This is a genomic window from Paraburkholderia hayleyella (assembly GCF_009455685.1).
Lineage (GTDB): Bacteria > Pseudomonadota > Gammaproteobacteria > Burkholderiales > Burkholderiaceae > Paraburkholderia > Paraburkholderia hayleyella.
Map to the genome: position 1 here is coordinate 1 of NZ_QPES01000002.1, position 22,116 is coordinate 22,116.

Annotated in this window: 17 protein-coding genes and 2 pseudogenes; 7 read left to right on the plus strand and 12 right to left on the minus strand. The window is 56.4% G+C overall.

The annotated features are described in order from the left end of the window. Nucleotides 1-1,353, plus strand: a 1,353-nt coding sequence (locus GH657_RS14535) for a replication initiation protein (RefSeq protein WP_153101774.1), incomplete at its 5' end; no start/stop codon positions are given. A 149-nt stretch (nucleotides 1,354-1,502) separates the two neighbouring features. Here the strand turns inward: GH657_RS14535 and GH657_RS14540 are convergent. The 3 genes and pseudogenes from GH657_RS14540 to parA form a co-directional block, all read right to left on the minus strand. After that, a pseudogene (locus tag GH657_RS14540) lies at nucleotides 1,503-2,363 on the minus strand (ParB/RepB/Spo0J family partition protein); the annotation flags it as partial. A gap of 89 nt (nucleotides 2,364-2,452) precedes the next feature. After that, nucleotides 2,453-2,558, minus strand: a pseudogene (locus GH657_RS18570) (ParB/RepB/Spo0J family partition protein); the annotation flags it as partial. Beyond that, entirely contained in the window at nucleotides 2,555-3,244 is a 690-nt protein-coding gene (gene parA / locus GH657_RS14545; protein WP_153101776.1) for a ParA family partition ATPase, read from the minus strand. The pseudogene GH657_RS18570 and the gene parA, both read right to left, overlap by 4 nt. Before the next feature lie 219 nt (nucleotides 3,245-3,463). Here parA and arsC point away from each other — a divergent pair, with 219 nt between their 5' ends. Next, nucleotides 3,464-3,964, plus strand: a complete 501-nt coding sequence (gene arsC, locus GH657_RS14550) for an arsenate reductase (glutaredoxin) (protein WP_343031286.1) — start codon at nucleotides 3,464-3,466, stop codon at nucleotides 3,962-3,964. Nucleotides 3,965-4,157: 193 nt separating this feature from the next. Here arsC and GH657_RS18050 read toward each other — a convergent pair whose 3' ends face one another. Further along, nucleotides 4,158-4,328, minus strand: a complete 171-nt coding sequence (locus GH657_RS18050; protein ID WP_174769983.1) for a hypothetical protein — start codon at nucleotides 4,326-4,328, stop codon at nucleotides 4,158-4,160. Nucleotides 4,329-4,832: 504 nt separating this feature from the next. On the opposite strand from GH657_RS18050, the gene GH657_RS14555 reads away from it, so the two are divergent. After that, nucleotides 4,833-5,384: an NADPH-dependent FMN reductase gene (locus GH657_RS14555; RefSeq protein ID WP_153101777.1), complete on the plus strand. Its 552-nt coding sequence runs from the start codon at nucleotides 4,833-4,835 to the stop codon at nucleotides 5,382-5,384. A gap of 9 nt (nucleotides 5,385-5,393) precedes the next feature. Here the strand turns inward: GH657_RS14555 and GH657_RS14560 are convergent, their stop codons facing one another. Together GH657_RS14560 and GH657_RS14565 are read right to left on the minus strand one after the other, a co-directional pair. Beyond that, complete coding sequence (locus tag GH657_RS14560; RefSeq protein ID WP_153101778.1) at nucleotides 5,394-6,326, minus strand: hypothetical protein; 933 nt, start codon at nucleotides 6,324-6,326, stop codon at nucleotides 5,394-5,396. 231 nt (nucleotides 6,327-6,557) lie between these two features. Further along, nucleotides 6,558-8,876 (minus strand): hybrid sensor histidine kinase/response regulator, encoded by a 2,319-nt coding sequence (locus GH657_RS14565; protein WP_425495768.1) that lies wholly within the window; start codon nucleotides 8,874-8,876, stop codon nucleotides 6,558-6,560. A gap of 276 nt (nucleotides 8,877-9,152) precedes the next feature. Between GH657_RS14565 and hpnD the strand changes: the two genes are divergently transcribed. The 4 genes from hpnD to GH657_RS14585 are packed head-to-tail and all read left to right on the plus strand — an operon-like array spanning nucleotide 9,153 to nucleotide 14,104. Beyond that, nucleotides 9,153-10,001 carry a presqualene diphosphate synthase HpnD gene (gene hpnD / locus GH657_RS14570; RefSeq protein WP_153101779.1) on the plus strand — a complete coding sequence of 283 codons (849 nt, stop codon included), beginning with the start codon at nucleotides 9,153-9,155 and terminating at the stop codon, nucleotides 9,999-10,001. A 4-nt stretch (nucleotides 10,002-10,005) separates the two neighbouring features. After that, nucleotides 10,006-11,277: a hydroxysqualene dehydroxylase HpnE gene (gene hpnE / locus GH657_RS14575; RefSeq protein WP_153101780.1), complete on the plus strand. Its 1,272-nt coding sequence runs from the start codon at nucleotides 10,006-10,008 to the stop codon at nucleotides 11,275-11,277. After that, nucleotides 11,274-13,388, plus strand: a complete 2,115-nt coding sequence (shc, locus tag GH657_RS14580; RefSeq protein WP_153101781.1) for a squalene--hopene cyclase — start codon at nucleotides 11,274-11,276, stop codon at nucleotides 13,386-13,388. Before hpnE ends, shc begins: the two co-directional genes overlap by 4 nt. A 2-nt stretch (nucleotides 13,389-13,390) precedes the next feature. Then, nucleotides 13,391-14,104 carry a phosphorylase gene (locus GH657_RS14585; RefSeq protein ID WP_153101782.1) on the plus strand — a complete coding sequence of 238 codons (714 nt, stop codon included), beginning with the start codon at nucleotides 13,391-13,393 and terminating at the stop codon, nucleotides 14,102-14,104. Between the two features lie 104 nt (nucleotides 14,105-14,208). Here GH657_RS14585 and GH657_RS14590 read toward each other — a convergent pair whose 3' ends face one another. The 6 genes from GH657_RS14590 to GH657_RS14615 all read right to left on the minus strand — a co-directional run bounded on the left by GH657_RS14590 (nucleotide 14,209) and on the right by GH657_RS14615 (nucleotide 21,603). Continuing rightward, entirely contained in the window at nucleotides 14,209-15,051 is an 843-nt protein-coding gene (locus GH657_RS14590) for a PA4780 family RIO1-like protein kinase (RefSeq protein ID WP_153101783.1), read from the minus strand. A 320-nt stretch (nucleotides 15,052-15,371) separates the two neighbouring features. Continuing rightward, nucleotides 15,372-17,087 carry a S8 family serine peptidase gene (locus GH657_RS14595; RefSeq protein WP_153101784.1) on the minus strand — a complete coding sequence of 572 codons (1,716 nt, stop codon included), beginning with the start codon at nucleotides 17,085-17,087 and terminating at the stop codon, nucleotides 15,372-15,374. A 56-nt stretch (nucleotides 17,088-17,143) separates the two neighbouring features. After that, nucleotides 17,144-17,593, minus strand: a complete 450-nt coding sequence (locus tag GH657_RS14600) for an inhibitor of vertebrate lysozyme family protein (protein ID WP_153101785.1) — start codon at nucleotides 17,591-17,593, stop codon at nucleotides 17,144-17,146. Between the two features lie 230 nt (nucleotides 17,594-17,823). After that, nucleotides 17,824-19,941 carry a hypothetical protein gene (locus GH657_RS14605; RefSeq protein ID WP_153101786.1) on the minus strand — a complete coding sequence of 706 codons (2,118 nt, stop codon included), beginning with the start codon at nucleotides 19,939-19,941 and terminating at the stop codon, nucleotides 17,824-17,826. 71 nt (nucleotides 19,942-20,012) lie between these two features. Then, the gene (locus tag GH657_RS14610; protein WP_153101787.1) at nucleotides 20,013-20,219 is read right to left on the minus strand and encodes a hypothetical protein; all 207 of its coding nucleotides are present in this window, start codon (nucleotides 20,217-20,219) and stop codon (nucleotides 20,013-20,015) included. Nucleotides 20,220-20,712: 493 nt separating this feature from the next. After that, nucleotides 20,713-21,603, minus strand: a complete 891-nt coding sequence (locus tag GH657_RS14615) for a hypothetical protein (RefSeq protein ID WP_153101788.1) — start codon at nucleotides 21,601-21,603, stop codon at nucleotides 20,713-20,715. Between the last annotated feature and the right edge of the window lie 513 nt (nucleotides 21,604-22,116).

Consider the following 22,116-nt stretch of genomic DNA (forward strand, 5'->3'; position numbering starts at 1 on the left):
ATGGCCACGAAGCGCGCGAAGAAAACTGATGTGGTGAGCCCCAGTTCCGCTGAACTACGTAAGGCCGTTGAGGCAATCGCCATTCAGCCAAAAAGCGGCAAAATTACGCTGCTTACCCGTAAGCTGTTCAACGTTCTGCTCGCCGTCGCCCAACAGGCAGACGATTCTGGCGATACCTACCGGGCATTGTTGTCCGATATCGTGGCCAATTCCGCGTTTGATTCAAACGATACGGCGCTGGTGAAGGAGCATTTGCGTCGCATGGTGTCGGTTCAGGTCGAATGGAGTACTGGAACTTCAAGCCAGAAACCGGGCCGCAAATGGGGTATTTCGACGTTGATTGCCGATGCGGAAATTCTGGAGGATCCGGCTACACGCCGGGTCTGGGTTGAATTTTCATTTGCGCCAAAAATCAAGAAAAAGCTGCTCGACCCAGTTCAATATGCACGGCTCAGCCTGCAGTTTCAAAGCCAGCTGCGCAGCAGCGCGGGTTTGGCCCTGTATGAAATCTGTGTGCGCTATCTGACTAATCCCAGTCATCTGACGATGCGTGAAGCGTGGGAATGGTGGCGCCCTATTCTGTCCGGTACGCCTGATACCGAGGCGGGTGACGAGGTCAAACGCGAATATAAATACTTTAAACGCGATTATCTGCGGCCAGCGATTGCCGAAGTCAACGCGGTGACCAATATTTTTGTTGAGTTGATTGAGCACCGCGAGGGGCGCCGCGTAGCTGAAATCCAGTTTCGTGTGACTGAGCGCAAACAACCCATGCTCGCGCTCGACGATCATCCCAACGTATTCGATAGCACGCTGGTTGATCGTATGGTGAAGATTGGGATCCCCTTGAAAGAAGCGCAAACGCTTTACGCGGACAGTGAAGAAAACCGGATTCGCGCTGCCCTGCAAATGACGGAACAGCGTATGCGCAGCACGACCTTGCCGGCGGTTCGCAGCGCACCCGCGTTATTCAAGGACGCGCTGAAAAAAGGCTATGCGCCATCGGTCGAGGTGGAAGCCGTGGCAGGCAGCGGCAAACCGGCCGCTATCGCGGTGCCCGCGGATGATCTGAAAGCCCGGTTGCTCGGCGAGTACGCGGCATTCAGGCGCAAGGAAGCGCGGGTGCTTTACGATGAACAGGGTGAAAGCGAACGTGAGCTGGCACGACGTTCGTTTGAGGACGATGAATTGCCCGATCTGGGTACACATCTGCGCGATGACTGGCGGCGGAGGGGGTTGGAGTCGAAGCTGACCGAAACGGCATTTTTCGACTGGCTTGCCAGGAAGACATGGGGTAGCCCAACGGATGGTGATCTGCTTGCCTTCACCTTGAACCAGTCACGGCCGACCTGACCGCATAACGTTTGTCATCGGGTTATGGGCCGCTGGTTATTAACTATTCGTCATTAACCATTGGCCCTATACATGCCGCCTATGTTGTCCGTAGCTGCTATGCCTTTTCTTCACGAGTTTTTGGCAATCGTGGCTAGTAGACGTGGCGATTATTTTGGCAACAGGATCTGCTCGATCTGCTGCAAGATTTCATCACGTTTTTCCCGTGACAGTCCTTTGAGTTTCAGTTCGATGCGGTCATCACCGTATGACTTCAGATCTCCTACCGATACCCCTTCCAGCTTGATTTCCAGCCGCTGGGCATAGCGCTGGCGGCTCGATGGTTTGGTGCTGCCCTGGGGGCTCGTCCGGCCTTTAACGATATCGGCTACCTGACGCGTGCTCAGATCATCCGACAAGATCTTGCTGATTAACCGCAGCGTAGCTTCTGCCCCGCGCACGGAATGATATCGACCAACCTGATACGCCATATTTGAGCCAAAGCGATCCGGCCTCGAAACCATTTCATGCATCACAGCCTCGGGCAACTTGGCGATGGACAAGGCAACCGCGATGGTTGATTCATCAAGATTCAGATGTTCAGCGAGTTCTTTTTGACTCTGAAAATATTTATCGTCTAAAAACCGTTTCCACACGACTGCGTTATCAAAAACGGTTTGTGAGTCGCGCTGGACGTTCAAATCGTAGCCGAGTTTGTAGCTTTGAATCCCGATGGGCAGATCAATTACGATCGCTTTGACCCAGTCTTTGTTGGCTTCTTTGAGTGCACGTACTCGCCGCCCGCCGTCACTGACGAAATAGGTTCCTGGGTTTTCGTAATCGGGAATGACGTGAATGGCTTGCTGCTGCCCTTGCTTCGATAGATTCACGGCCAGATCGGCAATCGACGATTTCAAATAAAAGTGTCGTGGATTAAACGGGCTGGGCTTAATAGCCTTGAGCGCCAGGTCGATGACTTGACCGGGTTGATAGCGATGCTCGATTCTCCACGCCTGATACTCCGGAGATTCGTTGACATCGTCGGATTGCCCTGCTTTGCCACCGGACTGGGATAAAGCGACAGAAGCGACATGTTCGATCGAGTCAGTGCTGTTTGTTTGGACGATATTGTCAATCGCGTTGAGCCGGTCGAGGGCGGTGCGTTTTTCGCTGCTTGTCGTATCAGGGCGTGCCTGAAAACCTTTGGCAAATTGGGAGGGCTTCATTCAGGGTCCTTTATGCGCATAAAGTCAGGAAGCAGTGCAGCGATTTCGTCAGCACACGCTCGGATTTCCAGGCTCGCAAGCTTTGCGCCGCGGTCGTTCATTTGCAGGACGGTTTGGCCGAGCGCCATGGCTTGTTTATAGGCTTCACGTGTTGGGATTTGTGTCTTTAGCAGAGGGAAGCCTAATTCTTCCAGCGCACGTTTGAGTTCGCGGGTGAGCATGCGCTTTTCTTCCGTTTTATTCAGCAGGAAGACGGCTCGAAGATCCTCATTCATGACTTGTGCTTGCTGGATCAGTTTCACAAGCCCAACACTCGACCAGTAATCTGCCGGTGATGAGGAAGTAGGAATAACGGCGACTGATGCGGCAAGCAGAACGACGCCAGAAATTTTTTCAGTAATTGACGGGGGGCAGTCGACAATAATGATGTCGTAATCTGCGACAAATTTTTTGATTTCACGGTGAATTTGACCACCGGCTTCGGAGAGATTGATAACGGGGAATGGGATTCCGTTATCGCCGTCAGATGAGGCGCTAGCCCACTGTACGAGGGTGTTCTGACCGTCGGCATCGACAACCAGAACGCGTTTCCCCTTTTCGTAGAAAGCTGCGCCGAGGTGCATGGCAATCGTACTTTTGCCGACGCCGCCTTTTTGTTGCGTTACCGCAATAATTTCTGCTGCCACGCTTTATTCCCCTTGATTTCAACATTGTGGAATTCTACGTGACGAAGTCATATTTCAAAAATATTTTTCTTAAGTAAGCTGCTCGATAGCCATCTGGACAAGGCAGTTTATGCGCATAAAGACGTGGCATGACTAGCAGGTAGGCTTGGGCTGCCTGTTTGTGGCAATACTGGGTTTTGATCCAGAGAGTCGCGTGAGACTTCGCCGGGCGGCGAGTACATGTCGTTGTGGCCCGGTCTTGCCTCGCTATTACAATGGCGCGATATGAGAATGTGTCGTGCGGTAGGTGTTGCCCGCTTTCATTCAATTGTTCAACCAGAACAGCCTGATCGGTTCTCTTTTGTAAACGGTATCTTTATGACGATTACGATCTATCATAACCCCCAGTGTTCTAAATCCAGGCAGGCTTATGACCTGATCAGCGATAGATTCAATGTGAGCGGCGAACCCGTTGAGGTGGTTAATTATCTGGTATCGCCATTGACGGTTGAGCAGCTTCGCCAACTCGCTTGCCTATTAGGTTGTTCCGCACGTGGCATGTTGCGAACGACAGAAACGCAATACACTGACTTGCATCTGGATGATCCCAAGATATCGGAGGCGCAGCTCTATCAGGCAATGGAAACCTACCCGCTGTTATTACAGCGTCCGATCGTTGTGCGTAACGGACGTGCTGTGATAGGGCGGCCGCCAGAAAATATTAAAATACTTTTCGATTAAATAATTTAAACGTATTTAATTTTTCTGCCGAAGTGGGGGCATCAGCAATACTCGCGGTAAATAATCCATTTCCCTGAAATAAAAAACACCACAGCCAAACACTACCCCCGAAAACCGGATGCTAATCCAGTCGTTGGGCGTGCTATTTGGCTGTGGCGTTTTTTATCACTATTTCAGCTTAATGTTCCAAAAGCTAACGCGTGGTTTTTACGTTCGCCGAAGGCGGTTGATAACGCCACTTTTCTGCCCGGGGATTAATTTGGGCATCGTCCTGTTGACGCTGTTTAGCGCGTGTTTTATCAGCAAGATCAAATTCCTCTTTTTTCTCACGTGAAGGTTTGATTGAACCCGATGAATATGCCATATGCCTCCCTGTTTAATCGTTCGTCTGTTGTGTCATTCTGTATGACCTAGCCTTGAGACCCGCTAGCGAGTGCTTACGTTCAGAAAAGAGTTGTAACGCTTTGATTCCATTTCCGCTGCATCAGATTTTCATCCTTCGCTCAGGGTGTTCGTCACGATGAGATGTCGTGTCAGCCTCAATGCCTTCGTACAGCGATGGCGTCATCATGTGATTTTCCAGCATGGAACAAAATCATTTTGTGAAACCTCGCGGAAGGTTAATGAGGTCCATTCAATGCATTAATGGCAGACGTATTTTCTGTGAGTTAGGGTTTTTACGGTACGGTGCTAACCATCATAATTTCAGTCGCCAGGAGCGATTTATGTTTGAATAGCAACGCACGGAATGAATGAGTCGATGAATCCGTGTTTGTTATCGGGCCAGATTCGACTGTTTGCCACGCCTGCGGTGCCTCGTTTTACTTCATTGTTTTACGCACCGCGCTTTTATCAAGGAACCGAAATTATGGCTTACAAGATTGCCGTGATCGTGGGCTCTATCCGCCGTGATTCGATCAACAGACAGCTCGCTCAGGCACTTGTTTCATTGGCGCCTGCGGATTTTTCATTCGATTTTGTCGATATCAGTACCCTGCCGCTTTATAGCCAGGATTACGACGATGCTTATCCCGAAGTAGCCGTGCAGTTCAAGAAAAAGATCGAGAGCGCCGATGGGCTGCTTTTTGTGACGCCGGAGTACAACCGTTCTATTCCAGGCGTGCTGAAAAATGCGCTGGACTGGGGCTCACGCCCGTGGGGCCAAAGCGTTTGGGGCGGCAAGCCCGGCGCCATCGCAGGGACATCGTCCGGAGCCACGGGCACGGCGCTCTCACAGCAACACCTGCGTAACGTACTGGCGGCGCTCGATGTGCCGCTACTGGCCCAGCCGGAAATGTTCATCAAACATAATCCGGGTCAAATTGACGACGCGGGAAAAATTGTCAATGACGATCTGCGTAAATTTTTGCAGGCTTTTATCGACCGTTATGTGGCATGGGTTAAAAAGCAGCACGGCTAAAAACCTGAACTAGTGGTTTGTTTTCCGGGCCGTCGCGCGCTCCCAGCCATGGCGCACGGCGGTTTTTACATGCTCCCATGCACCACCATGGGCAAGGGTGTCTTCCCATTCCTGCCGGACACGGGGCTCCAGCTCATCCCACCCCTGAGATTGGTAACGAGGGTTCTGGGCGATCGTAGCGCCATACCGGTACGCCGAAACATAGTCCTCATAACGCGTACTGTCGGCCGCATATTGCGTATCGTAGTGACCGCGAAAATCTTCTTCGTATTCCAGAAATTCGTCAGGAATCTGCGCATTCTGTAACGCCGCCGCCTGCGTCCTGCCCGATGACGAATCGGCCGGGACAGCCGCTGGCGTTAGAGGGGGCGCCGATGCGACCTGATGAGTGGGGGTTGCCCCGGATTCCCGCTGAAACACCGCGCCGAGTCCAGCGGCGGCTCCCGCCGCTAGTGCCGTCACGCTTGCGCCTGCTGTCGAGCCATGTGGTTCGCCTGACACAGGCGTGCTCACCGCCGAGGCGCCAATGCCCAGTTCATCCAGTATCGAATGCTCTCGTGCCAGGCTCGATGCGGCATAGGGCTCGTCCCAATCGGGCGTCCGTTCGCCGATATCCGTCGCGCCCAGGTTGGCGAGTGTGCTGCGTGCCAAATCCGTTTGCGCTTCATTGGCCGTGTCGATGTAGAGCAGCACTGCGCCGCGCCGCACCGCGTCCATATAGTGTTGCGCCTCGGACTGGCGTGGTGCTGCGGCAAACAGGCTGGCAAGAAAGCGTTCGATATCAGCGAGCATGCCGGGGCGGTTCGTGGGGGCTTCGGCGGCCAGCCCTGCGCTGGTCTGCAAAACGATGTCACCGGCAACGAAGCCCGTCTGGATCAGTGCTGTTTGTGCGGTTTGGGCCTGCGCGAGGGAGTCGAACAGGCCAATCACGGTGTGTCGCATCACAATCTCCGAAGGTCATCGCTACCAGTGTTTTCCCCGCTGAAAAAAGCAATCGCCGTGCCAGCCGAATGCCTGCGTGCCAGCGGGTTGCACGGGCAACGGATGGGCGGCGCAGCCAGGCGCTTTTACAAAATCGTGTAATTCGTGCCGCGCCAGAGGCTGGGTTGGCATCGCGCGCGGGTGCGCATGGCTTACTACCTAGCCCACCTGGCTCATCTGTTGGAGCGGCCGCTAACGGCTGTCTGCAGAGACCGGCAGGTCATGCTGGATGGTCTGCAGCATCTGCTCAAGCAACGTGATATCGAATGGTTTTGACAGCACACGCACCCCAGCCTGGCGGGCGCGTTCAATTTCTTTTGCATAACCGGTGACGAGAATGACCGGCAGAGGAATCTCGAACCCCTGAACGGCCTCCGCGAGATCAATGCCGGTCATCGTGCCTGGCATGTGAATATCGGAGATCACCAGATCGCAAGGCAAGGCAATGTCGTGAGCCTGGCATTCGGCAAAGCGTTGCAGCGCGATATCGGCATTGGCCACGCAACTGACGTGATGTCCCATCATCTGGAGCAGTGCCTCGGTGCCTGCGGCCACCTCTTCGTTGTCTTCCACCAGCAGGATGCGCAATCCGGTTGGCGCCGGGCGTTTTTCGGCCACGGGGGCCACAGGTTGCGCGACCTCGGGTAGCGTGGCCCGTGGCAGATAGAGACGCACCGAGGTGCCTGCGCCTGTCGCGCTGTCGATAGCCGCCAGGCCGCCCGAACGCTCGCAAAAAGCGAAGACTTGCGGCAGGCCAAGCCCGGTTCCCATGCCCTTGGGCTTGGTCGTGAAGAGCGGCTCAAAGGCACGCGCCAGAACATCTGCTGGCATGCCAATGCCCGTGTCGTCCAGCGCGATCTGAACGAAATCCCCCGTCAGCGGAAAGCTGTCTTCGTGACGAAAACTGAGGTTGCTGGCACGCACGGTAAAGCGGCCACCGTTTGGCATGGCATCGCGTGCGTTGACCGCGATATTGATCAGCGCCAGTTCGAGTTCGGCAACGTCGACATGTACCGGCCAGACATTGGCGCTGATGTTGACGACGAGCGAGATTTTTGCCCCGAGCGAGGCCTGGAGCAGCTCACGGTACGCCGGCAGCCAGCGTGCGACGTTGAGCGTTTCGTTGCGCAGTGGCTGTTTGCGGGCAACGCCCAGCAACTGGCGCGTCAGCGACTGGCCGTTTTTCAGTGCCCGTTCGACGGCTGACAGTTCTCGCTCCAGATCGGGCACGGCGCGCCGCCTGATGATCTGCACGTTGGCTGAGACAATCATCAGGAGGTTGTTGAAATCATGCGCAACGCTGCCTACCAGGTTGCCGAGCGCTTCCATCTTGCGCGACTGACGGTAAGCGGATTCGATCGAGCGGCGCATGGAGGCTTCGGCTTGCCAACTTTCCCAGGCTTGTTTTTCCGCGGCGAGGCGTTTGAGCGAAAGCCAGATCACGCACCACAGCACAATCGACGGCGTGAACATCGACAGCAGCAACACGCTCAGATGGCGATACCAGCCAGCCCAGATAGCCGCGGTGCGATAGCTGCTCGAGACGTACACCGGATAGGTGCCCACCCGGCGAAACGCGAGAATTAAAGGGTCACCGTTGCTTGTCGAGCGCATGCGCACGATGCCTGCGCGCTGGCCTTGCGCCAAGGCGTGGGCAAATGGCGAACCGGTAGCGGCGATGGCGGGAGGATTGGAGGCATGAGTGGAGGCAGGGTAAGGCGGGTAGTGCGCCAGAATTGCGCCATCGGTGCGCGTGAGCCCGATAGTCATCGGACTGCCATGATCGCCGAGCAGCTCACGGTAGAAGGCGTTGAAGTAATCCGGCCTGAGCGCCACGGAGACCACCCCGGCAAAGCCGCCATCTGCCGTCTGCCGGGCAACGCCCGTGTTGAATACCATTTCACCCGCAACGGGCCCCATCATGACTTTTGAAATATGTTCGATCACCCGGCCTTCCCGGATGCCGGTAAAGTCCTCGCGTCCGGCAATCGAGCGCGGCGGCACCGGGTAATGGCGGCTGCTCGCCAGCAGCGTGCCATCGCGGCTGAAAATCGACAGTGCCGCGACCTGCGGATAGCCGCCACCAATAGCGCGCAACCGTTCGTGCAACCAGGCCTCGCGGGCGTGGATGTCCGTGTCATCCAGCCCCTGGATGAGATCGACGATGCGCGCATCGAGCGAATCATTCATGTCGAACACTTTGAGCGCGTGCTCTTCCGCGAGCCGGACCGTGCGCAAAATCGCGTTGGTGGCATCGGCTTCGCGCGTGCGCCAGTCGTTGTACGCCATCGTGGCAACGTAGAGGCAAGGCAGCACGATAGCCCCGATTAGCAAGGCGATCAGCGTGATGCGCCGCACCGCGAAATTGTGTTCTGCTGCCGCTGGAAACGGCCTTTCATTGAGCCGGGGCGGGACGCAATGGGCCGTGGCAGATGAGGCGGGCGGGATGGGCCGTTGAGGTGTCGTCATGAAGGCGGCGAGGGTATCGCAGGAGAGCGGCCAGACGCCCATCATACGAGATGCGTTGTCCTGGGCGCGGCTAGCATGCGATGGCGCGCCATGCGCCGGGGGGACAAAACACGTCACCATGCCGCCACCACGGGCTTTCCGGCCACGGTATTTAACAAAGATTGTTATACTTTCGCCCGTTTCCACCGGCCTTTTTGCCGGTGTCTTTTTTTTCTTCGCGCGTGTCCGCGCGCGCAGCCTGCCCTGCGGTCCGTCCTGCCCAGCCTGTTTGGCATGACCTCATGACCGCTTCCTGCAGACCTCCCAGCGGAGATTGTCTTGGTCGTTTCCAACCCTGTCGTGGACGAGATTCACATCCAGGCAACTGCCGCCACGTCCGGCAGTTCGTTTTATCTGGCGATGCGCATTTTGCCCGCGCGGCAGCGCGATGCGATGTACCAGGTGTATGCGTTTTGCCGCGCGGTCGATGACATTGCGGATAGCGCCTTGCCTCGTGCCGAGCGCCACGCCCAGCTTGAACGCTGGCGCGCTGGCATCGACGCCTGTTATGCCGGTGCGCCGCCCGCGGCTTTGCGGGCGCTGGCGCAGCACATCCAGACCTTTCGCCTGCAACGCGATGATTTTCACGCCATGATCGACGGCATGGCGATGGACGCCGCCGCCGATCTCTGCGCCCCTGACGAAGCCACACTCGATCTGTATTGCGATCGCGTCGCCAGTGCCGCGGGCCGTCTATCGGTGAGAATCTTCGGGATGTCTGACGCGGCTGGGCACGCGCTTTCGCATCATCTGGGCCGCGCGTTGCAATTGACCAACATCTTGCGTGACATCGACGAAGACGCGGCGATTCAACGTTGTTATTTGCCGCGCGAGTTGCTTGAGCGCGAAGGGATTGCACTCGGGTCTCCCGCTGCGATGGCTGCCCATCCTGCCTTGCCGGGGGTGTGCGCGGTGCTGGTCGAGCGCGCGCGGCAACACTTCGCGCACGCGGCCCGCCTGATGGATGCCGCGCCGCGCTACCAGGTACGGGCGCCCCGCATCATGTCAGGGGTTTATCGCTGTTTGCTTGAACGCACGGTTCAACGCGGCTTCACTTTTCCCCGCGCAAAAATCCGCAAGCCGCATGTCCGGCTCATGTGGATCGTTGCCCGTTACGCGTTCTTTTGATCTGATGGCAAAACTTGTTCATGTGATTGGTGCGGGCCTGGCCGGGCTCGCGGCGGCTGTTCAGTTGCAGCGCCGGGGCGTGCAGGTCGTTCTGCACGAAGCGGCTGCCTATGCGGGAGGCCGCTGCCGCTCCTACTACGACCGCACCCTCGGTGCGACTATCGACAACGGTAACCATCTGGTGCTCTCGGGCAACTACGCCACGCTCAATTACGTTCGCGCGATTGGTGCGGCGGATCAGCTGGTGGGCCCGTCCCAGCCCGAATTCGCTTTTATGGATCTGGCCACGCAGGCACGCTGGATGCTGCGCCTGTCGCCAGGCCGCGTGCCCGGATGGGTCTTCGATGCGCAAATGCGCGTGCCCGGTACCCAGGCACTCGATTATCTTTCGCTCGCGCCGCTCCTGCTGGCCCGCCCGGGCCGCACCATGGCGCAAACCATGCGCTGCAACGGGGTGTTGTGGGATCGGCTGTGGCACCCGCTGTTTCTCGCCGTGCTGAATATCGAGCCGCGCGAGGGCACGGCGCAACTGGCGGCCGAAGTGGTGCGCGAGACCCTCGTCGCAGGCGGCGAAGCATGCCGTCCGCTGGTGGCGCGCAACGGCCTGGGCAGCGCATTTATTGATCCGGCCTTGCGTTTGCTGCAGCATGGCGGCGCCTCGATCCGGCTCGGCGCGCGGCTCAAGCACATCGAATTCGCCGCGAGCGGCACGCACCGCGTCGATGCGTTGAATTTTGCCAACGAGCGCATCGTCCTCGAACCCAACCATGCCGTGGTGCTGGCTGTGCCGCCCAACGTGGCGCAAACGCTGGTGCCGGGTGTGCAAACGCCACAGCGTTTTTCGTCGATCGTGAACCTGCATTTCGCGGTTGAGCCACCGCCTGGGCTGGCGCTGATGACAGGCCTGATCAACGCCACGGCCGAATGGCTGTTCGCTTTCGATGGCCGTCTTTCCGTCACGATCAGCGGCGCGGACCGTTTGCTCGACACGCCGCGCGAAGATCTGGCACGCCAGGTTTGGGCCGAGGTGGCCCAGGTCGCGGGGCTGCCGGTCGAGCCGCTGCCGAACTGGCAGATCGTGAGCGAAAAGCGCGCCACCTTCGCCGCTGTGCCGCAAGAAGAGATGCGCCGCCCGGCGGCCCAGACCCGCTGGAACAACCTGACGCTGGCGGGCGACTGGACGGCCACGGGCTTACCCGCCACGATCGAAGGGGCGATCCGCTCGGGCCAGAAAGCCGCGGATTTACTGTTGAACAAACCGATGGATTCCCGATGAATGATCTCTCTTTGGTGCCGCGGCACGAGCCGCTGCTGCCCACGCTCGAACTGTCACACGATGAGGCGAAGGCATGCCCGAGCCTGCTGGCCGCAGCACTGGAGGGGGACGCGCCGGCGAATATCCTGGATACGCCAGATACGCCCAGGACACGCCTGGAGCGTGCCATCAGTCGCGCCACCGGGGCCTTGCTCGAGGCGCAACGTCCCGATGGCCACTGGGTTTTCGAGCTTGAAGCCGATGCCACCATTCCTGCCGAATACGTGCTGCTGGTGCACCATCTGGGCGAGACACCGGACCTCGAACTGGAACAGAAAATCGCCCGTTATCTGCGCCGCATCCAGTTGCCCAACGGTGGCTGGCCGCTTTTTGCCGAAGGCGAGATGGATATCAGCGCAAGCGTGAAAGCGTATTTCGCCCTCAAGATGATCGGCGATCACCCTGACGCCGAGCCTATGCGCCGCGCCCGCGAAGCCATTCTGGCGCGCGGCGGCGCCGAGGCGGCGAACGTTTTCACGCGGATCTTGCTGGCGCTGTATGGCGTGGTGTCGTGGTACGCCGTGCCCATGATGCCCGTTGAAATCATGCTGCTGCCCAAATGGTTTCCGTTTCATTTGTCGAAGGTGTCGTACTGGGCGCGCACGGTGATCGTGCCGCTTCTGGTACTGCACGCCAAGCGTCCGGTCGCGCGCAATCCGCGTGGCGTGCGCATCGACGAGCTGTTTTGCGGCGCTCCGGTCAACACCGGTTTGCCGCCGCGCGCGGCGCATCAGCATCGGGGCTGGTTCCGCTTTTTTCGCGGTGTGGATGGTGCGCTGCGCCTGGTCGATGGCCTGTTTCCGGCCTACACGCGCAACCGTGCGATCAAGGCTGCCGTGGCATTCGTCGATGAGCGGCTAAATGGTGAAGAAGGCCTCGGGGCGATTTATCCGGCGATGGCCAATGCCGTGATGATGTACGACGTGCTGGGCTATCCCGCCGATCATCCGAACCGGGCGCTCGCACGCCGTGCCATCGAACGGCTGCTGGTGATTAAAGACGACGAAGCCTATTGCCAGCCCTGTCTTTCGCCGGTGTGGGATACCTCGCTGGCCGCGCACGCGTTGCTTGAAACCGGTGAGCCACGCGCTATCCAGGCGGCGCAGCGTGGCCTGCAATGGCTGCGGCCGCTCCAGGTGCTTGACGTGCGGGGCGACTGGATTTCGCGGCGGCCCAATGTGCGCCCAGGCGGCTGGGCGTTTCAGTACGCGAACCCACACTATCCCGATGTCGATGACACCGCCGTGGTTGCGATGGCGATGCAGCGCGCGGCGGCGCTTGCCGCTGATACCGGAGCTGAGGCTGGAGCGAATGCGCTGGGCGGCCCGGCCGGCCGCGAAGCGCTTGCCCGGGCCCGCGAGTGGGTCGTCGGGATGCAAAGCAGCGATGGTGGCTGGGGCGCTTTTGAGCCGGAAAATACGCAGCTTTATCTGAACAACATTCCCTTTTCCGATCACGGCGCGCTGCTCGATCCGCCGACGGCGGATGTGTCGGGCCGCTGTCTGTCGATGCTCGCGCAACTGGGCGAACTGCCCGCGACGAGTGAGCCTGCCCGGCGCGCGTTCGATTATCTGCTCAAGGCTCAGGAAGCGGACGGCAGCTGGTATGGCCGCTGGGGCATGAACTACATCTATGGCACGTGGACGGCGCTGTGCGCGCTGAACGCCGCAGGGCTGCCGCACGATGATGCGCGCATGCAGCGCGCCGTGAAATGGCTGCTCTCGATCCAGAACGCCGATGGCGGCTGGGGTGAGGATGGCGCGAGCTACAAGCTCGACTACCGTGCCTACGAAGCGGCGCCGAGCACCGCTTCGCAGACCGCATGGGCCCTGCTGGGGCTGATGGCCGCCGGGGCCGTGGCGCATCCGGCGCTTGCGCGCGGCATCGACTACCTGACGCAGCAACAGTGTTCGCATGGCTTGTGGGACGAAACCCGGTTTACTGCGGTTGGTTTTCCGCGCGTGTTTTATCTGCGTTATCACGGTTATTGCAAGTTTTTCCCGCTATGGGCCCTGGCACGGTATCGCCAGATGACACGTGATGGGGTCACGCGCGTCACGGTTGGGATGTAACGATGACACTTGTGACTTCGCCCAGGGCTCACGCGCGGCCTGTGATTGCGGTGACGGGAATGGCCTTTGAAGCGCGTATCGTGCGTGGCCCTGGCGTCGAGGTGGTGTTTTCCATGTGCGCCGACCGGCTTGAGCAGGCCTTGGTGGCCGCCGTGGCGCATGGTTGCAGCGGCATTATCAGTTTCGGCACGGCGGGCGGCCTCGCGCCGGATCTCGCCCCTGGCGCGCTGATCGTGGCCGATGCGATCGAGGGCCCCGCTGGACGTTGCCCGACCGATCCGGTCTGGTCGGCGCGTCTGATCGCGGCGCTGAAGGCCTCGCCGCTTGCGCCGCAGCTCCATTACGGCCCGTTGCTGGCTTCTGCTGCACCGTTGTTGAGCGCGCGGGACAAGGCCGATTTGCATCGTGTCACCGGTGCGTTAGCTGTCGATATGGAGTCGTATGTCGCGGCCAAGATCGCCCATGCTCATGGCGTGCCCTTTGCGGTGTGCCGCGCGATTGTCGATCCGGCCTCGCGTACTTTGCCGAAGGCCGCGATGGTGGGGCTGCGTGCCGACGGCCATACCGCCGTGATACCGGTGCTACGCGAGTTGATGCGCAATCCTGCGCAATTGCGGCCGTTACTCCAGGTTGCGGCGGATGCGCGGGTGGCACGGGCGGCGCTGGTTGCCTCGCGTGAGGCGCTGGCGCAAGCGGGTGCGCTGCGGTTCGACTAGCCGATTTACCGCGGAACCGCGGACGAACGGCGATGAAAAGCGCGCTGTTTGGTATGCAGCAGAACCAGCAGAACCCGTTGCCACGTCTGCTGTCATGCCTGGTGTTATTCCTGCAAGCGGCGCAGCCGTTCGTTTTCTTCGAGGCGCGTGTCTTCGAGTTCTTGCAGCACGCCGGCCAGATCGACCGGCCGTGTATCCGCTTCTACCTCGCCGCTTAAGTGCGCGTCGACTTGCAGCAGGCCGGCTTCAAAACGGGCCCAGATCTCGTCGCCATAACGCGTGGCGAGCAGTTGAGGCGCGAACTGTCCAAAGTAATTCGCCAGGTTATCGACATCGCGCCGTAGCATCGTGGCGGCTTCGTTGTTGCCTGCAGCATCGACCGCCTGAGGCAGGTCGATAATCACGGGCCCGTCCGCGGCCAGCAAGATGTTGTATTCAGACAGGTCGCCGTGAACGATCCCGGCGCACAGCATGCGCACGACCTGGTTAAGCAGCATCGCGTGAAAGGCCAGTGCCTGCGCCTCGCTTAACGCGACATCGTTCAGGCGCGGTGCAACGTCTCCCGCCGCATCGAGCACCAGCTCCATCAACAACACGCCCTCGCTGCAGATATAAGGCTGCGGCACCCGCACACCCGCATTGGCAAGGCGGAACAGCGCATCGACCTCGGCGTTTTGCCACAGCTCTTCCTGCATCTGGCGGCCATAGCGCGTGCCTTTTTGCAGCGCTCGCGCCTGGCGGCTGTTCTTGACCTTGCGGCCTTCGGTATAAGACGTGGCTTGACGGAAACTCCGTTGCTTCGCGTCCTTGTAGACCTTTGCGCAACGGGTGGCATCGCCGCTGCGCACGATGTAAACCGTCGCTTCCTTGCCGCTCATCAACTGGCCGATGACTTCGTCAATCAAGCCTTCTTCGAGCAAGGGGAGGAGCCGTTTCGGCACTTTCATAAGCGAGTCATCCTGAGATTTTGAGGCCTTGCGCGCTGCGCGCTTGCATAGGCGGTGACGCAGCCGTGAGCAAAGCGCACGGCCTTAAGCCCGGCTGGCGACAGCCAGTCGTAAATGCGGGTGAAGGCAGGAAGGAGGGATGCGCACCCGTATGCTGCGGCGCGGGAAAAATCATGGCGAATTATACGGGCAAGGCCAGCGGCGCACGTAGTATGCACGCCGCTGCGAACGCAAAGACTCGCCCAGCGTTGACCCCGCGTCAGCAGCCATCAGGCCGCCGCGCTGGCGCGGGCCCGTTTCCATCAGATCCATCAGATCCATCAGGACGCAGGGCGGCCCAGCACGCGCAATTGCCAGGAGGTCAGCGTGGCATTGCCATCCGAAGACGGGTCCAGCATGTCCATCACCTGTAGTTTCCAGGTGCCTTTGGCGCTTTCGTCGAGAAACGCATTGCTCGCGGCCAGGTCGATCACGAAGCCATCGGGCGTTGGCATGAGCAGTGTCAGCGCAGGCAGCAGCACGCTGCGCGTGCCGGCCGGTGACACCAGCAGGATGCGCAGGTTGCCGGGCATCTTGTGCGTGGTTTTCAGCCGGATCTGCACCGTGTCGCATTTCAGGTTGTCGTCGAGGGCGATCGTCGAATAACCCTCGCTCTCGCTGTGATACGGAATCGTCAACGGTTGTGTGATCGATGTGCTCCATGCCGTGAAATGCGGTTGCGGCAGCGGGTTGAAATGCCGTGCCGCTGCGACGGCCCGTGACGCGTCAGCCAGGCCAAAGCCATAGCTGTTGCTGAATGGATGCCCCGCTGCGTTGGTGGTCCAGCCACCGTCCAGCGTGATGTCGTTCCAGCGCGTCTTTTTCTGCGTGGGGTCGATCTTGCGCGCGGTGGTGGCTAGCAGGTATTTGATGTCCCACCACGACAGTTTCGGGTTGACCTGCAGTAGCAAGGCCGCTACGCCCGTCACGGTGGCCGCCGCCACCGCTGTGCCGGAGAAGCGCGCGGTGTAGTTGCAGTTGCGCTCGATCACCGAGCGAGCGCCGCTATCGAGCGCGTTATAGCTGCTGTGTTCCTGATTCAGGCCCTGGGCACATCCGGGTGCATCTGCCGTGACGAGGCCCGGTGCGAAGTCCGAACGGGGCATCTTGCCCAGCGCCTCGGCGGTTTCGTCCTTGAGCCGGTACGCTCGTTGCGAGCCCGCTTCGCCGCCGAGCCCGGAAATCCACAACGCCGAACCGGTCGCGGAATACGAGGCTTTTTGGCCCGCTGCATTGACCGCGCCGACCGTGACCGATAACGGGTTCGCGCTGGCGGGATCGACGACTGCGGAGATGCAGCCCACGCCCGAGCCGCGCGTGGTCGCCGCACACAACGCACGGGCCGCATCGGGCGCCAGCGCGAGAAAGGAATCGCCCGCCGCACGGAAAATCAGCGGCTGAGCAGGATTGTCGAGCGCGTCGTCATCGCGCCGGATCTCGCTGTGCGTGTAGGGCATGAAACGCGGCGTCTGCGCGCCCAGACTGTTGTCGATCAAACGAGGTGCGGGCGTGCCGGGCGGAATGTCCGCCGTGAGATCGAGAATCCGCACCTCGGGCGCGATGCCGCGCCCGCCTTTGCCGTTGTTGGCGGCGGCGGCGATGATGGCCGCTACCGCCGTGGCATGCATCGCGCTGCGCGCGTCGGTTGAGGTGCTACGCGCATGCGGGATGACCATGTTGCGCGCCAGGTCTTCATGATCGGCATTGGCCCGGTCCCGATCCAGCAGCCCTACGATGACGCCCTTGCCCGTGATGCCCTCTTCGAAAAGCGTGCCCATGTCCAGGTCTATGCCTGGGACCGGCCGCTGGTCGCTGAATACCCCTTGGCCGGTGTTCTTCAGATGCCACTGATACTCTAAAAGCGGATCGGCCTCGGGTGCACTGGCCGACTTTGAACAGCCGGTGAGCGTTCCGAGTGTGGCCAGCGAGGCCAGGCCCACACTGAGGGCGCAAAGCATCGCGCGGGGGCGGTGTGGGCGAACCGTCTGGACGTTCATGACGAGCCGTGCAGCGAGGATGGCGAAGCAGGCGGCAAACACGGGCAGGACATGGCTTACTTCCAGTTTGGGTCGGCGTTGAGACGGTTCTTCAGATAGGTTTTCAGCGCATCGCTGGGTTGGCCATACCAGCGGTAGGTGGCGTGTGCGCTGGGCATCTCGAGTGCGCCCGGGCGGTCGGCGATGCTGACTTGCAAGCCCCATGCGTGATGCCGGTCTGCGCTGAACATGCCGTAAAAACGATGGTTGCCGCAATCGTGGGGCTTGCACATGAAGCCACTCAGGTAGCGTTCCTGGCCAATCTGCACGGTCGTGTATTCGGTGCTGGTGGCGTCTGCCGTGCGGATCCAGCCGGGCACCTGTGGCTCGTTGTGCAGCATGGCTTTCCAGGCCGCCTGATAAGGCGCCTGCTGAGGCAGGGTGGAGAACACGGCGGGCGTGCTGTTGTCCGGGGCGTTGGCCGCGAGGGCATAGCCGTTGCTTCCCAGCAGCGCGAACGCAAACATCACTCCGCTTGAAAATTGAATAAGACGTCGAGCAATCACAGGGTGGTTTCCTGATGAGCTGGGTTGAGACGGTGTGAAATCGAGTGGCGGGCGCATTGTGTTCTGGATGTTTTTAATGGTTTTGTTTTAGATGCCTGGTGTTAGCTGCGAAAAGCAGATTTCACGTTGCTGCACGTTGCATCACTAGCTTGGTAACGGATGTCGTGCACACGTTCCCGTGCATGCTGGAATTAAAGCGGGCCATATTCCAGGATTAAGGCATTGCCGTTGTCGGGATCGGTCATGGTATTGAGGGTGATGGGGCGCGAGAGTGTGACGTCTTCAATTATGTCGAGGATTTTTTGTTTAGCGTTCGCGCTGGCGCTGGCATAAGTCACTCTAAAAGTGATTTTTGTGTTTTGATCTTGTAGAAATAATTCGAAGTATTGGGCGTAAGCCTGCTCGAATTCCTTTCTTATCTGAAGCTCGTCGAACCCGCTGATATCAATTGTCGGGATGTCCGATATGGCGTTCATGACAATATTGGGCACGATTTTCAATGAATCTGTTGCTTGTCTGTTTGAATCAGATATGACTTGAAGGGGTGAGCTGGTTTCCTGTGAATCCTCAGGATGATCATGGGCAATCTGCGCCAGATTTTCAGTTAAGGCGTTTTTGGGTGCGCACAGTGAGGCTTGATAAGCCATGGTGACGTCTTTTATTCTTGCCATAATAAAATCAGAAAAACTCTTGATGCCGGGATGGGTGGCGTGCTTCTGTAGCACGCTGTTAATGTCCGGCAGTATGCCGGGCTGGGCTTGCGCTAACTGTTCAAATTCATCAGTTAAAAGATCGCGCAGTTTGTTAATTGAAGATTCGGGAAGTTTCTGGGTTTCTGGTGAAAAAATATATTCCAGAAAGGCGGTGAAATATCTTACGGCATTGTTTTTATAGAGTGCGCTATTGGTTTTGATATTTTTGAGTGCCTGTTTGCAGGAGGCGAGCAGTATGAGTGACTCCGTGGATTCAGTGCAATGTGAAATAGCTAATAAAGGCAGTGTTAAGCTTAATAATTTAATTTTGGAGATAATTATGGCTAGTTTTTCCCGGACAGGATCGGCGCCTGCTATGTCAGCGGAAAACTGGAGGCTGTCGACGAGTTTTTTGGTATCCAGATAATTCCAGTCCGCGGCGTTGGGATCAAGCACCGTATTGACAAAATTGAATGCCGAATCGATTAATTTAGTCGAGCCGATCTGGCATGCATGGTTCAGATAGCAAGCAATATCATTTGAGCTCCACGGTCTGGTGGATGCTCTGTTGATTAACTTTCTAAAAATAAAATTGCAGGGAGTGGCAATTTCAGGGTGAGATGTATATTCGGATTTAATTGACGTGACAGTTAGCGTAGCGAAAATAATGAATTTCGACGCAATGGTTTTATATTGAGAATTCTGGATGACGTTGGCAACTGTTTCCAGCGTTTCCTTGGTGATATCTGAATACCCTATTTTGTGGGCGCTCTGCAGTATTTTGAACAAAGTATCGGAGTGTATGATATCTTTGTTTTCAAGAATAAAAAAATCAAGTGAACGATAAAAATTTAATAAATAACCCTCTGGGTCTTTGATTAAATCCAGGCCGCCTGCAATTTTAACGAGAAAATAATTAATGGGGATGATCTGCTGGGCCGGTTTTTTCCTGAATTGATTGACGCAGCGATTAAATGCATGCTCCAGAGAAAGGGCTTCGTTGGTCGTTATGTTTACAGTAACACTATTTGCACTGTGTTTTTTTTGTTCGCGGAGAAAGCAGAGATTGTTGCCGCTCATTGCTGTGGACAACGTGATAAATTCATTTGACTTTCTTATCAAATCAAACTGCCATACGCCAGACGATTCCACAGATTTAAAAGTAAGATTAATTGTTTGGGGCGCTTGCTGGGCCAGATTATTTTTGGTCTGATATGGGTTGGTGTGATGATTGTTTCTGGAATAAGGGTGAGCGCGTCTGGTTTGCTGCCGGGTCTGGTCGTGAGCGCGTCTGGTTTGCTGCCGGGTCTGGTCGATTAAATACTTGTGATTATAAAAAGACGGTTGCTGGTCTTGTTGATAGGTGTTGGCGCGTAAATGCGGGTTGGTGGAATTCGGTTGCTCGATGGGAGTGGAATAATAGGTATTGGACCAGAGCTGTTGCGAAGAAAAATTATCAGAATAAGGATTTTGATTTGAATAGTCGTTATATGGAAAAGGATTTTGCGGAGAAAAATATGAGGTATTGTTGGTGTTGTGCGTCTGAAACTGGTTAGTGTTTTGGTTAGTGTTTTGGTTAGTGTTGAATATGGAGTGGAATGGATTAATTCTTGTCATGGATAAGCCCGAATTTTTGCTGGAATGTACGGTTAAGTAACAAAGTATGCATTTTGGTTCCATGCCACATGTCAAATCATGGCGTTAAAAATATCTGTGTTGTCAGGTATTTCTTTTGCACCGCGCCGGAACATGGTGTCTTTCACGTGCCAGGCGTTGTCTGATTGTCGATTCGCAGCATCGCGTGCTGGCGAGTCCGGATGGGCATGGGCTGGTACGGCGTGATCGTGCAGGTACAGGCTGGCGCGGTTTAAGCGCGTCAACTGTACCTGCATCATGCGGCCCTGATCCCGTTAGGGATGGGCCGTGTCAGCTTTGCTGGCCTGAGGCCTGAGGTCTGAAGGGTGAGCGCTGGATGGGTTTGCGTGCCATTCGCCTTGGGATTGAACTCGGGTTGAGATTCGCTTATTTTTTTCTCTATTGATTTGAGCAGGGTGCGAAGTGATGCCCGAACGCCTGATGTCTCTTTCCGGCTATCCGCAAGAATGTGAGTCGTATTTTGAGTGAAGGTTTCTTTTAGTGCGATAAGCATATTGTAATGAAGCAATGCCAAAGGATTATTTACGCTTGTCGTGTCATGGTTAATAATGTATTTTTCCAGAGCGCTCTGCGCGGCTGGGTAATTGTAGCTGCGGCGGACCGATGATATTTTTGATGCAATAGTACGGAAAATAGTCTCGAGTTCAGGCGTAATAGTGCAGTCATTTAATGACTGGCCGATGTTTAACAGTATTTGAGGTTCGAAGTGCGCTAGCTGTTTAATGGCATAATCTAAAACTCGAACAACTGGTCAATCGAGTTGAGGGGCAGCGTCTGGATTTCAGGTGAAAAAAGATAAGTCAGAAGATTTTTAAAAAATTCTTCAGGATTTTTCTGGCTGAATCTGCTGTTGGCGGCGAAATTGAGTGCTGTCACAGCGGCATCGAGTAAAGCGGATGATGCCGCGGAATCGTTGGTGTACGAAATGATTGAGAAAGTTGTCTCTAGTTCATGGGTTTTAAATTTCGGAATCATTTTGGCCAGTTTTGCCAGTATCAGGTCGGCGTTCCGCCTGTTATCGTAAAATTTTAAACCATCGACCATTTTTTTATATTGGGAATAATTCCAGTCTTCGTTGTGAGGGTTGATTTTTTCGCTAATAAAGTAAAGGGCTTTATTGATTGCGGCATGTGACGCGATCAGATGGGCATCGAGAAAAAAACTGGAGAGGTCGATTGCAGGCCACGGATCGTCGTTGGCTTTATCGAGAACATTTTGATAAAGAAGTTCGCAGGCTCTGGCAATCTCCGGGCTCTCTATGTTTTTTATACTACATAGGGTTTTGTTCAGAAGATTGAATGTTGGAACATACCTGTTTTGCAGAAGGAATTTTGCCAGATCGTTATAAAAATCCAATAGATAATTATTTTTATCTTTTATGAGTTTTAGATTGTCCAGCACCTCGCTGAGATCGAGCTTTGCTTGCCAGCTATCGATTTGGCCTTTACTTCTGTGTGGTTGGGTAACGCAACGGTTAAAGGTTTGCTGCAAGCACAAGGCTTCTTTTTGTGTGATATTTATAATGATGCTTTGCGAGGGATTTATTTTAACCCCTTTGTTGAAATAGGGGTTTATGCAGCCAGTTGCATTTTTCAGGGCATCGAATGTATCTGCTCCTTGCATCTGGTTAAAATCCCACAAGCCCGAAAATTCAACTGAATCAAAATTTAAATTATCTGGCTGGATAAAATTCAGGGTTGAATTGGCTTGTATCGGGCTGGGTTGAATTGGGTTGAAATTGTCATTAATTACTGTTGAGTTATGGTTGTTATGGTTGTTATGGTATTGGTTTTGATAAGTATCGTGCTGGCGCTGATGTATATTGTTATCGAAATTATTGCGTCGATAAGGGTGCGGGCGGTTGATTTTCCCACTGTTGCCTGGCGAATAAGTTGGGCGATGTGAGTTGAGTAAATGGGGGCTTGATTTGAATATTGGCCGGAGCGGGAACTGTACTCGTCAATTTTATAAGAGGGGCGGTGGATGGAGTTTTATTGCCGAAAATTGAGTTATTGCTGGTTTCCAGATTGACGGGGCGGCGGGCATTATATTCGGTGTAATTTCCGGCGCTGGATGGAATTCTTTGTGACATGGGTAAACCATAATTATGGTTAAAGTGTCCCAGTAAGAGACAAG